Source organism: Rhodospirillales bacterium (genome assembly GCA_016710335.1).
Classification (GTDB): domain Bacteria; phylum Pseudomonadota; class Alphaproteobacteria; order Rhodospirillales; family Defluviicoccaceae; genus JADJXQ01.
The window spans coordinates 379,024-390,819 of the sequence record JADJXQ010000001.1 but is presented as its reverse complement, the minus strand read 5'-3'; the positions used below and the strand labels follow the sequence as shown (position 1 = coordinate 390,819).

The following is an 11,796-nucleotide window of genomic DNA, read 5'->3' as shown; positions in this document are numbered from 1 at the left end:
GTCTGTGGCCCAAATTCCCGATTTCATACGACCCATCCTCAACGACCGGGAGCCCCGAGCGACGGTTTCGGCGGGTCGGCGGCAACCGGCACCGGACGCAGAATGCGCGGCAGAACTTCGTCGCGGGGTCCGAACATCTCGACGCTGCCGTCGCGCAGGACCAGCACCTTGTCCGCCATGGAGACGAAGCGCGGCCGGTGCGCCACGAGGACCATGGTGGACCCGCCCCGCCGGGCTTCCTCGATGGCTCGGATCAGGCAGTCCTCACCGTCGCTGTCCAGGTTGCTGTTCGGCTCGTCGAGCACGATAAGGCGCGGCGACCGGAACAGGGCGCGCGCGAGCGCAATTCGTTGACGCTGCCCTCCCGAGAGCGTGTACCCGCTTTCGCCGATCTGGGTGCGGTATCCATCGGCGAGGCGGAGGATCATCTCGTGGGCGCCGGCCTTTTGCGCGGCATCCACGATCAGGTCTTCGTCGGCGCCGTTGAGCCGGGCGATGTTTTCGGCGACCGTCCCCTCGAACAACTCGATTTCCTGGGGCATGTAGCCCACGTGCTGACCGAAATCGGTGCGCTCCCACGTGAAGACGTCGGCGCCGTCGAGGCGCACCGTCCCCGAGTACGGCTTCCACGAGCCGACGATGAGGCGGGCCAAGGTGGATTTGCCGGCGGCCGAAGGGCCGATCACGGCAAGGACCTCGCCGGGCGTGAGACGGAACGACACGCCGAGAACCGCGGGCCGAGAGCCGCCCGGCGGGATGAAAGTCACGCTCTCGGCGCTGAGGTAGCCTTGCGGCGTCGGGAGCTGGATTTCGGAGACACGAACCGGCGGCTGCCCGAAGAAGGTGCGAAGACGGGTATAGGCGGCTCGCGCCCCTAGAAGCTGTTTCCACGTTCCGATTGCGGCCTCGACCGGCTGCAACGCGCGGGACAGGATGATCGAGCCGGCAATCATCGTGCCTGGCGAAATCTCCAGCTGAATGACCAGATAGGCGCCGGCGCCGAGGATCAGCGCCTGCACGATCAAGCGCATAGACTTCGAGATGGCGATCAGCAGACCGCCGCGCTCGCTGGTCAGCTGTTGTAGCCGAAGCGATTCGCGGCTGCCATCGAGCCAGCGACGAAGCACGCCCGGCATCAGCCCCATCGCTTCGATGACATGGGCGTTGCGGAGGGCGGACTCCGTTTGGCGTACCGCCGTGCCCCAACTCTCGTTGGCGGCGCGCTGCACTTTGCGCGTCGCCAACTCGTTGACCAGCGCGAGGATGAACAACAGGATCGCGGCGATCAGCGCGATGGTGCCGAGCAACGGGTGCAGGAGCCAGATCACCGCCAGATAGATCGGCACCCACGGCGCGTCGAACAGGGAGAAGATGGACGGAGAGGAGAGGAATTGGCGCACTTGCGCGATGTCGCGCAGCGACTGCGATCCGTACCCGCGCTGCAGGAGCTGGACCCCGACCGAGCGCTCGACCGCTTCCGGGCCAAGCCGGTGCTCCACCCATGTCCCCACACCGATCATGATGTGGTTGCGCAGCATGTCGAGCACCCCGAACACGATCAGCGCGCCGACCGCCGCGATGGTGAGGAACACCAGCGTCTCGGTGCTGCGGCTGGTCAGCACGCGATCGAAGATCTGGAGCATGTACAGCGGAACAGTCAACATCAGGATGTTGACGAAAAGACTGATAAGCCCCACCGCCAGCAAGGCTCGGCGGCAGGCGCTCAAGGAGCGTGTCAGCGTGTTCCCCGCACTGTCGGGATTTGACACCTGAAGTACCTTTCTCGTGCTCTACGCAGATCGCCCCGCGTCTCTCAACGACGATCTTCGCTGGCTGTTGTCGGGCTTCGGGACACGGCCCGTGGCACCCGCCTCGCGGGCAAGCTAAACCATGCCACGTGTAATGGGAACAACTTCAAGCAGAGACCGTCTGCCTCTGCCGCGGCGGCCCGGCCTGCGACCGTGTTAGCCATGTGTTGCAGATGACCATGGCGGATTTATGACTATGGCGTCATGGCCGAACAGCACTAGCCGCGCAGAGATCAACCGCGCGCCTAACGTCCTGCGCCACGCCTCTTCACATGTTTCCGTGGTGGCCCATATCCGCTACAACGGTTTCAGGCGGGCCGCGGATCGGCGGCCGGTGATCAGGACTGCGGAAACAAGGTGATCATGCAAGCACGAACCAGCGTGGAGGTCATGGCGGAATTGCTGCCGCTTCAAGGTGCAACGGTAATCGATGTGGGTTGCGGCGATGGCGCCATGACGCGCTTCCTGGCACGAAACGGCGCCCACGTCACCGGCATCGAAGTCAGCCCGCGTCAGCTCGCGCGGGCGCGCCTGGCGGCGCCCGTCGGCGACGAGCATTATATCCAGGGCCTTGCGGAGGATTTGCCGGAGAAGAACCATTCTGCCGATATCGTCGTCTACTTCAACAGCCTCCATCACGTTGACGCGGCGGCGCTCGGTAAGGCGCTTCGGGAAGCTGCGCGCGTTCTCAAGCGCGGCGGGCTCCTCTATGTCTCCGAACCACTGCCCGAGGGCCCCTATTTCGAAGTGATGAAACCGGCGCATGACGAGACCCAGGTGCGTCGTGCCGCTCAGGATGCGTTGAAGCGCGCGCCGGAGGTCGGGCTCCTGCAGGAAACCGTGCTTACCCACATTGACACCGTAAAAATCAAGAGCTTTCAGGCTTTTCATGATCGCATCACGACGATCAACCCACATGTTCGCGAACGCTTCATCGAGCTCGAGGACGTGATCCGCGACAATTTCGAGCGTCTCGGCCGTCAGACCGAAGACGGCTGGAAGTTCGACCAGCCGATGCGGGTCCACCTGTTCCGCCGCACCTGAGCCGGTACCGCGCGGCCCGGAGGATTAAACCGGCTTGGTCGGGAGCAGGACCACAACGGTGGTGCCGCGGCCCTCCGCGCTTTCAATTCGCATGTGTCCGCGATGGCGGCTGACGATGTGCTTGGCGATCGCGAGCCCGAGGCCGGTCCCGCCCAGCTTCCGGGAGCGACCGGCGTCGACGCGGTAGAATCTCTCCGTGACCCGCGGCAGATGAACGTCTGGGATGCCGGGACCGTGGTCCTCCACTCTTATTTCCAGCCCGCCGCCCGCAGCGCTGGGCAAGGTGTCGACAGCGCGCACCGAAACCTGGATGGATGTGCTGTCGCCACCGTACTTGACCGCGTTGTCGACCAGGTTGTGGAACACCTGGGTCAATTGATCGGCGTCGCCGATCACGGGCGGCAGGTCTTCCGGGCAGTCGATGCCGATCCGCATCCCATGCTCATGGGCGCGAACCGCGAGGGTAGCTTCCACTGCGTCCAGGATCTCACAGATCTTGACGCGGCCGCGCGGCGGCACGTGCTCATTGATTTCGACGCGCGACAATGACAGCAGATCCTCGATCAGGCGCGCCATGCGCTGCGCCTCCGCCCTCATGATGTCGAGGAAATGGGCCTGGGCTTCGGGATCGCGCTTCGCGGGTCCGCGCAGGGTCTCGATGATCCCCAACAGCGCCGCCAGCGGCGAGCGCAATTCATGGCTGGCGTTGGCGACGAAATCGGCGCGGGATTGTTCGGCTCGCTTGGCGCGCGTATCGTCGCGCAACATCAACAAAACTGCCGGGCGCGCCGGATCTGGGGCGGAGTCGCTGGTGGAGGGAAGGCGGCTGGCGTGCAGCGTGAACGTGCGGGGCACCGGCACGGGCAGGACGATCTCCTCGTTGACGAACGCCACGCCGGAGAACGCCCTGTCCACCGCGGACAAAATCGCCGGATGTCTGAGAGACAAGGCCAAGTCACGGCCGGGCCGCGTCATGCCAACGAGGTTGCGGGCGGCGCGATTGAGGCCGACGATCTTGCGCGCGCCATCAATCAGCGCGATCGGCTCCGGGAACGCTTCGATGATGTCTTGAGGCAGACCGGGTGCGGGCGTTGCTGCGATCACGTCGCCCGGAGCGGCTGGAGAGGGCAGGCGCTTTAAGTACCACCACGCTCCGGCGACCAGCAGAGCGACGACCACCACCGCCCACGGCACGTCGAGCGAGCCAACGATCGCTCCCCCCACAAGCGCCAAAATCCCGGGAGCGAGGGCCGCCGCATAGGCTTGACGATCATTGACGCGAGCCGGTCCCATCGCAACACCCCTGTGTCGGCGGTTTCTCACCGAAACCGGCAGAACTCCAAACGGATGAGCCGTAGCCGAGTGCTACGGAGCATTCAAGGAGCGAGTGGTGCCTGGCTGCAACCAGTTGTTCCGACGACGGCAGTGGCTTCGTGGCTCGTCCCGGGGATCTTGCAGCCTCGCCGAGATGTCTCCGGGTTGCCGCGTCGGCATTGCCCGCCGACAACGACGAGGGTTGTTCGTATCGGAGGGGGAGGGGGCGGGTACCTCGGCGGCAGGCGTTCAGGAAGCGAGGTCCATCTTGTCCTGCAGCGTCTCTTCCGTCACGACCTTGTTGCGCCCCGTGCGCTTGGCCGCATATAGCGCCTGGTCCGCCCGCTCCACGAAATCCCGCTGCGATTCGCCGGGCTTCATCTGCGACACGCCGATCGACACGGTGATCTGCCCCAGCTTTTCGCCGGTCCGGCGGTGGACGAGCGGCTTGTTGGCGATCTGATCGCGGATGCGCCGCGCCACTTCCAGCGCGCCGCCCAAGCCAGTCTGCGGGAGAATGACGGCGAACTCCTCACCGCCGTAGCGGGCTGCAGTGTCCAGATCCCGGATGCAGTGTTGCATGATCTTGGCCAGCAACTTCAGAACCTGATCACCGATTTGATGACCATGGGTGTCGTTGAACAATTTGAAATGGTCGACATCGACGAACAGCAGCGATACCGGTTTCCCAGTGTCTTTCGACTGCTCCATGGCGTTCTTGAGAGACGTGTCGAACAGCTTGCGGTTCGCCAGTTCCGTCAGCGGATCGAACAGGCTGTGCTTGCGGGATGATTCCAGCTCGTCCCGGAGCGTCTTGATCTGCGCGGACGATTCTCGAACTCGAACTTCGAGGGCGCGATTCTGTTGCACCATTGCCCGCGTCTCGTTGAGGAGGCGGTGCACGATCTGTCCCATCGCGCCCGCGTGCTGGCTCCGCGCCAGCTCTCCCGAGGCCGTTTCCAATGATCTGCCGTAACGCTTGGCGCCCGCGCCGGCGTTCTGGAGGACCCCGAGCACCGCTTCGAGCTCCGTTTCCACCTGCTCCGCCATCAGGCTCAGCGCAGCCGGGTATTCCGTTCCGGCACAGAATTGATTGAAGAGATCGGCATTCCGGTCGACACTGAACGCGATGTTCTGGTCGAGCAGCATGTTCAACGCGTGTGTGAGGTCAGGGTTGCTGCCCGCGAAATAGGCGTACCAGAGGGTGAAATTCTTGGGCTGCGGGGAGATGCCCCGCTCTTCCATCAACGAGAGGGCCAGGTGGGCGCACTCGGAAGCCTTCTCCGGCGACTGGTTGTACTCCATGGCGTTCTCCCCTCGTCGCAACTGCAGGTAGCGTCTAATGATATACTTACAAGCGCGATTCTCAAAGAGAAACAATAGTGCGGTGGGGTGGCGTCGGTGCGGCTGAGCGTAGTGGTGCCCGTACTCAATGAGGCCGAAACGGTTGGCACGCTGGTCGCCGAAATCGACGAAGCCCTCAAGGAACTTGCAAGCTTCGAGATCCTGTTCGTGGATGATGGCAGTACCGATGCGACGCGGCAGCGGCTGCGCGACGCCGCCGAGCGGTGCCCGCGTCTACGCGTTCTGCGGCATGCCCGCCGCGCCGGACAGAGCGCGGGCATCAACACCGGTGTGATAGCTGCGCGCGGCACGATCATCGCCACCCTCGACGGCGATGGCCAGAACGATCCCGCCGATATCCTGCGGCTCGTGGATATCTTCGTGCAGGAAGGGGATGACGACTCCGTCATGGTTGCGGGCTTGCGCATGGATCGCAGGGATACGCTCATCAAGCGCGTGACGTCGCGAATCGCTAATGGCGTGCGGCGGCGACTCCTCCATGACGACACCGTCGACACCGGTTGCGGGCTAAAGGTGTTTGCGCGCGAGGCATTCCTAGCCATGCCGCGCTTCGACCACATGCATCGGTTTCTGCCGGCGCTGATGGCGCGGCAGGGTGGCCGAGTCATCTCGGTTCCCGTCAACCACCGCCCACGGGCGGGCGGCCGGTCCAAGTACGGCACCTTTGATCGGTTGTGGGTGGGGATTGTGGATCTGCTCGGCGTGATGTGGCTCCGCCGGCGGGCCAACCTTTGCGCCGTCCGTCGCGAGCCATGATGACGGCGGCGATGGTTGGAGTCTCGGCGGCGACGGTATCGCCGTGAGCACAGGCGCCATCGCCCGCGGCCTCGGCGCCATCGCTGCCCTCGCCCTCGTCACCATCCTGATCCGCGGCGCCGGCCTCGACGGTGGGCTGGACGCTCTCACAGCGTGGATCGATGCGGAAGTGCGCGGCCGTGGGCTGATGGGAAGCCTTATGTTCGTCGCCGCCGGCACGCTGATCACCGGCGCAGGTCTGTCCCGCCAAGCCGTCGCCTATGTAGCCGGCTATGCCTTCGGCGTCGCCATCGGCTCCGGCCTGACCGTGTTGGCGACCGTCGCCGGTTGTGCCCTCGCTTTCTCCTATGGGCGCTTCTTCGGGCGCGCCTTCGTCATGAAGCGTTACTCCCGGCGCCTCGCGAAGATCGATCGCTTCCTCTGTACCCGCCCTTTCCTGATGACCCTTGCGGTGCGCTTGCTGCCGATCGGCAACAACCTGGTCGTCAACCTTGTCGCGGGCGTTTCGGGCGTGCCGGCGCCGGCGTTCCTGAGCGCCTCGGCGCTCGGCTATGTGCCGCAAACCGTCGTGTTCGCGCTGATGGGCAGCGGCCTTGCGGAGGGAATCATGGCGGGGGGAATCATGATCAACACCGCGGTGGCGATCGCCCTGTTCCTGGTGTCGGCGTCCATCGGCGTCTACCTCTGCCGCCAATACCGCCGCGAGCAGGCGCTCGACGATGCGGTCGACGTTCTGCGTATGTCGGAATAGCCGCGGGCCTGTCGCTACGAAATGGCTCAGGCGCAAGCCTTCAGGCTTGAGCACGCTTGCCCGTCGACGTCATGAGCCGGAGTGCGTCGGAATACGCCTGTGGCTATTCCGATCTACAACTGCAAAACTACGCCGTCAAACCACAACTGCAAACTGGGCCCCGGCGCCGCATCGCCGCGTTCGGCGCCAGTCGCAGGAGGCGATTCATGCACACAGCGGGGGATCCCGTCGGCACGCCGCCGGTGATCGGGGTGATCGGCGGCAGTGGCATCTACGAAATCGACGGCCTGGAGGACGCCCGGTGGGTGTCGGCGGGGTCCCCTTTCGGAGCGCCGTCGGATCAATTGCTGGTCGGGGTTCTCGCCGGCGTGAAGATGGTGTTTCTGCCGCGCCACGGCCGCGGCCACCCCATTCCTCCGAGCGAACTCAACAGTCGCGCCAACATCGACGTCCTCAAGAGGGCCGGGGTGACCGAGATCATTTCGCTGTCGGCCTGCGGCTCGCTCCGGGAAGAGCTGGATCCGGGCACGTTCGTCGTCGTCGATCAGTTCATCGACCGCACCTTTGCCCGCGCCAAGAGCTTTTTCGGCGCCGGCCTGGTTGCCCACATCGCCTTCGGCCATCCCGTGTGCGGCCGGCTGGGCGATGCTTTGGAGGCGGCGCTCCGGGACCTCGGCATCAAATGCGTGCGCGGCGGCACCTATCTGGTCATGGAAGGCCCACAATTCTCCACCCTTGCCGAATCCAGGCTCTATCGCGCGTGGGGATGCGATGTGATCGGCATGACCAACATGCCGGAAGCCAAGCTCGCCCGCGAGGCGGAGATGTGCTACGCAACGGTCGCCATGGTCACCGACTACGATTGCTGGCATCCGGACCACGACCATGTGACGGTGGACGCCATCATCAAGGTGCTGATGGACAACGCCACCAAGGGCCGCTCCCTCGTCGGGCAGTTGGCGCCCCGGCTGGCCGGACGCACGGAGCGTTGCGAACACGGGTGCCACACGGCTCTCGCCACCGCCATCATCACTGCCACCGGGGCGCGGGATCCGGAACTGGTCGCCAGGCTCGACGCCGTGGCGGGGCGGGTGCTGAGGTAGACCGTTATGAAGGTCGACGGCAGGCACTACCGGTCGATCTGGCTGGCGGAGGACGGCTGGTCGGTCGAGATCATCGACCAGACCCGGTTGCCCCACGAATTCGTCACTGCCCGCCTCGCAACCATCGCCGACGCGACCCGGGCGATCGCGACCATGATGGTGCGGGGCGCGCCTCTGATCGGCGCCACCGCCGCCTACGGCCTCTGCCTGCAAGTCCGAGCCGATGCCTCGGATGCGGCGCTCGGCCGGGGATACGAGACGCTGCTCGCCACCCGGCCGACGGCAATCAACCTGCGCTGGGCGCTGGACGAGATGATAACCGTGCTGCGCCAGTTGCCGCCGGAGCGTCGCCTCGAGGCCGCCTATCGCCGTGCGGCCGAGATCTGCGATGAGGATGTGGCGATGAACGCCGCCATCGGCGATCACGGTTTGGGCGTGTTGCGCGCCCTCTGGGACGCGAAGGGCCGCGACGGCCGGGTCAACGTGCTCACCCACTGCAACGCCGGCTGGCTGGCCACTGTCGACTGGGGCACGGCGTTGGCGCCGGTGTACAAGGCCTGCGACGCCGGGATTCCGGTTCACGTCTGGGCCGACGAGACCCGCCCGCGCAACCAGGGCGCCAGCCTGACCGCCTGGGAGCTTGGCCGACACGGCGTGCCCCACACCGTTATCGTCGACAACGCCGGGGGCCATCTGATGCAGCACGGGCTGGTGGATCTGTGCATCACCGGAACCGACCGCACCACCCGCTCCGGGGACGTGTGCAACAAGGTCGGCACCTACCTGAAAGCTTTGGCGGCGAACGATACCGGCGTGCCGTTCTACGTCGCCCTCCCCGGCCCGACCATCGACTGGACCCTGGTCGACGGGATCAGGGAGATCCCCATCGAACAACGGGACGCGGACGAAGTGACGCGGATGACGGGGCTCGGCGACGACGGCCGCATTCGATCGGTCACTGTGACGCCGACTGGGTCGGCGGCTGCCAACTATGCTTTCGATGTGACGCCGGCGCGTCTCGTCACCGGACTGATCACCGAACGCGGCGTCTGCCCGGCGACGGAGCAGGCGCTGCGGAGCCTTTACCCTGAGAAGCGTTGAGCGGGGGGAAGCGTGGCATGACCGTTTACACCGCCAGTCGAAGCATCAAGCAGCCGCAGGAGGTGATCTTCGATCTCGTCGCCGACGTCGAACGCTATCCGGAATTTCTGCCCCTGTGGAAGTGCGCGCGCATCATCGGGCGGGACGGCAACACCTATGCCACCGAGCAGATGGTCGGCTTCGGGCCGGTCCGCGAGCGCTTCCGCACCAAGACCGTCCTTGTGCGACCGACGTTGATCGAGGTGACATCGACAGACCGCCTCTTTCGCAACTTTTTCATCCGCTGGGACCTGGATTCGGCCGCGGAGGGCTGCCGGGTCGGCATCGCGTTGCGATGGGAGGTGCGCTCCCGCATTCTGCAGAAGGCGATCGATCTTGTCCTTCCGGAGACCGCAGAGAAAATGATCGACTCGTTTGAGCGCCGGGCCGCCGCCGGACACCTCGGCCGCCGACCCTGAGCGGGAGGCGCGCGTTTTTCGTTTCCCTGTCGACGGCGATGCCGCTATCAAAGTGGTCCAGGCAGGATGACGGCAGGGCGATCGCCGATGGCAGTCAAAAGGCTTTTCGTTCATCTCGACGATACCCCGACCGTTGATGCACGCGTGGAAGCTGCAGTAGGGCTGGCGCAGCGTCTCGGCTCCACCCTCATCGGTTTCTTCGCCGTCACCGGAACGGACCGTCGCGCTGCACCGGACATCGGCGATACCGTCAAAGGCGCGCTTCGCAAGAGCGCCGCGGCGGCGAATGTGCCGGTCGCGTACTTCGAATTTCTTGCCAACCGCTATCCGGAGACCAACAACGCCATCATCGTCGCGTCCCGCCATTGCGACATGACAATCGTTGGCCAGCGTGATCCGGATCGGAGCGGCGGCAGCGTGCCGGACAATCTGGTGGAGCAGGTGGTAACGCGGTCGGGTCGGCCGGTGCTGATCATCCCCTATGCCGGCCGCTTTCCGTCGCTCGGGCGGCGCGTGGTCATCGCCTGGAACGGAAGCCGAGAGGCGGCGCGCACGGTTCAGGATGCGCTGCCAATCCTTGTCGACGCCGACCATGTCACGGTGCTGTCGCTGAGCCCCGGCGAGGAGGAACGCCCGGCCATGCCGCCCGGCCTGGCCGACATCGGCGTCTATCTGAGCGCGCACGGAATCAGCGCGACGAACGACCGCATCACCGTCGATCGCGATCAGATCGAGCCGGCCGATGCGTTCCTGTCCTACCTGGCGGACACCTCGACCGACCTCGCCGTCATCGGCGCCGCCGGCGAAAGCGGCAGCCGCGGCTGGAGCCGCCGCAGCCTCACCGGCGCCATTCTCGACAACATGACGACACCGTTGCTGATCTCGTCCTGAGGTTCCGTCGAATCCGGTTCGGCGTCTACAGCCGCAGCGGTGCCGGCGCGGCGGCCGAACTGGCGCCTTCGCCTGCGCTTTGGTCGGCGAGCCACGTCAGCAGCGCGCGAATCTCGGCGGCGGCCTTGCTGTCGGGGGCGGCTTCCGTGACACCTTCACCGGCATGCAGGCTTCGCTGCAGATCGGTGCGTTGCGCGACCATTCGTTCGCAGACCGGCACACCGTATCGGTTGGCCTCGATCACCGCCTCGCGCACCAGCGTTTCGGTCATGCGACCGGACTGCGGTGGTATGCCGTTCAGCACCAGGGCGCCGGTCGCGCCCTCGCCGCGCACGATGCGGGCGGTGCTGCCGCGGCGCAGATGTCGAGCAGGCCGGGGCGGCTTGGGATGAGGGTCGTGGTCGCATATTGCAGGAGGAACCCCAGCACGTCGGCGCCGACGTGTGTCGCCGTGTCGATGAACAGCCAGTCGACGTTCTGCGCTTGAGCGTGGTCGACAAGATCCAGGAACTCGTCTTCACGCGCGCCGAAGACCATGGGCCAGTCCTGCTCGCGACGCTGCCGCCAATCCACGGCCGCCTGTTGGCGATCGAGGTCAACGACCATGGCGTTGTGGGCGCAGACAGCCAGATTGACTGCAAGGGTCGTCTTGCCGGCGCCAACCCGTTGTGCCGCGAGAAGAACAGTTTGCATCAGGGTGCTTCTTGATTGTTGCCCGCGGGCCAAGCCTCTGTCCCGAAACTCGATCCCAATGCGATATCGTCCAGCAAATCACATCCACGCCGAGATTGAAACCGGAATTGCGCCACCACGAGGCACAAGCTCCGTCTATCCGTCGAGCGAGCAGTACCGCCAGCGCTTTCCGGACCGGTTGCGGGGCATTGGCATCGGCGGAGGGCTGGGGTATGATACAGTTTTGTTGCGTGTGTGTCGGAGTCGTAAGGGAGATTCAGCCATGAGCCTGGATGAGCGGATTGAGTCGCTGCGTTCGAAACACCGTGCTCTCGAAGCGGCAATCGAGGTCGAGAACAACCGCCCTCATCCCGATGACATCGAAATCAACAGGCTCAAGAAACAGAAACTCTCCATAAAGGACGAAATCGCCGGGCTCGAAGCCAAGGTCGGCCAACCCGCTGTGAGCTAGCGAATTTTCAGCTGCTCGGGGCGATCCTCGCCATCATTGCGAGCATTCCGTAGAGGTGCGC

General features: G+C 65.1%; 13 protein-coding genes. 8 read left to right on the top strand and 5 right to left on the bottom strand.

Features of this window, described 5'->3' with window-relative positions:
* Window positions 1-38: 38 nt before the first annotated feature.
* Window positions 39-1,697, bottom strand: coding sequence for a type I secretion system permease/ATPase (locus IPM60_01775; GenBank protein ID MBK8906666.1), 1,659 nt, complete (start codon window positions 1,695-1,697; stop codon window positions 39-41).
* 474 nt (window positions 1,698-2,171) lie between these two features.
* On the opposite strand from IPM60_01775, the gene IPM60_01770 reads away from it, so the two are divergent.
* Entirely contained in the window at window positions 2,172-2,852 is a 681-nt protein-coding gene (locus tag IPM60_01770) for a class I SAM-dependent methyltransferase (GenBank protein MBK8906665.1), read from the top strand.
* A 24-nt stretch (window positions 2,853-2,876) separates the two neighbouring features.
* Here IPM60_01770 and IPM60_01765 read toward each other — a convergent pair whose 3' ends face one another.
* On the bottom strand, window positions 2,877-4,145 hold the full coding sequence (locus tag IPM60_01765; protein MBK8906664.1) for a PAS domain-containing sensor histidine kinase: 1,269 nt from the start codon (window positions 4,143-4,145) through the stop codon (window positions 2,877-2,879).
* 270 nt (window positions 4,146-4,415) lie between these two features.
* Window positions 4,416-5,471, bottom strand: coding sequence for a GGDEF domain-containing protein (locus IPM60_01760; GenBank protein ID MBK8906663.1), 1,056 nt, complete (start codon window positions 5,469-5,471; stop codon window positions 4,416-4,418).
* Window positions 5,472-5,567: 96 nt separating this feature from the next.
* Between IPM60_01760 and IPM60_01755 the strand changes: the two genes are divergently transcribed.
* From IPM60_01755 to IPM60_01730, 6 genes are all read left to right on the top strand, one after another.
* Complete coding sequence (locus IPM60_01755) at window positions 5,568-6,287, top strand: glycosyltransferase family 2 protein (GenBank protein MBK8906662.1); 720 nt, start codon at window positions 5,568-5,570, stop codon at window positions 6,285-6,287.
* A 43-nt stretch (window positions 6,288-6,330) separates the two neighbouring features.
* A complete protein-coding gene (locus IPM60_01750) occupies window positions 6,331-7,038 on the top strand; it encodes a VTT domain-containing protein (GenBank protein MBK8906661.1) in 708 nt (235 codons plus the stop codon).
* A 206-nt stretch (window positions 7,039-7,244) separates the two neighbouring features.
* Complete coding sequence (locus tag IPM60_01745) at window positions 7,245-8,141, top strand: S-methyl-5'-thioadenosine phosphorylase (protein ID MBK8906660.1); 897 nt, start codon at window positions 7,245-7,247, stop codon at window positions 8,139-8,141.
* 6 nt (window positions 8,142-8,147) lie between these two features.
* A complete protein-coding gene (gene mtnA, locus IPM60_01740; GenBank protein MBK8906659.1) occupies window positions 8,148-9,242 on the top strand; it encodes an S-methyl-5-thioribose-1-phosphate isomerase in 1,095 nt (364 codons plus the stop codon).
* A gap of 17 nt (window positions 9,243-9,259) precedes the next feature.
* On the top strand, window positions 9,260-9,700 hold the full coding sequence (locus IPM60_01735) for a type II toxin-antitoxin system RatA family toxin (protein MBK8906658.1): 441 nt from the start codon (window positions 9,260-9,262) through the stop codon (window positions 9,698-9,700).
* A 144-nt stretch (window positions 9,701-9,844) separates the two neighbouring features.
* Complete coding sequence (locus tag IPM60_01730) at window positions 9,845-10,591, top strand: universal stress protein (protein MBK8906657.1); 747 nt, start codon at window positions 9,845-9,847, stop codon at window positions 10,589-10,591.
* A 25-nt stretch (window positions 10,592-10,616) separates the two neighbouring features.
* Here the strand turns inward: IPM60_01730 and IPM60_01725 are convergent, their stop codons facing one another.
* Window positions 10,617-10,862 (bottom strand): hypothetical protein, encoded by a 246-nt coding sequence (locus IPM60_01725; GenBank protein ID MBK8906656.1) that lies wholly within the window; start codon window positions 10,860-10,862, stop codon window positions 10,617-10,619.
* Between the two features lie 26 nt (window positions 10,863-10,888).
* Window positions 10,889-11,284: a hypothetical protein gene (locus IPM60_01720; GenBank protein MBK8906655.1), complete on the bottom strand. Its 396-nt coding sequence runs from the start codon at window positions 11,282-11,284 to the stop codon at window positions 10,889-10,891.
* A gap of 262 nt (window positions 11,285-11,546) precedes the next feature.
* Between IPM60_01720 and IPM60_01715 the strand changes: the two genes are divergently transcribed.
* A complete protein-coding gene (locus IPM60_01715) occupies window positions 11,547-11,735 on the top strand; it encodes a YdcH family protein (GenBank protein MBK8906654.1) in 189 nt (62 codons plus the stop codon).
* Window positions 11,736-11,796: the final 61 nt, after the last annotated feature.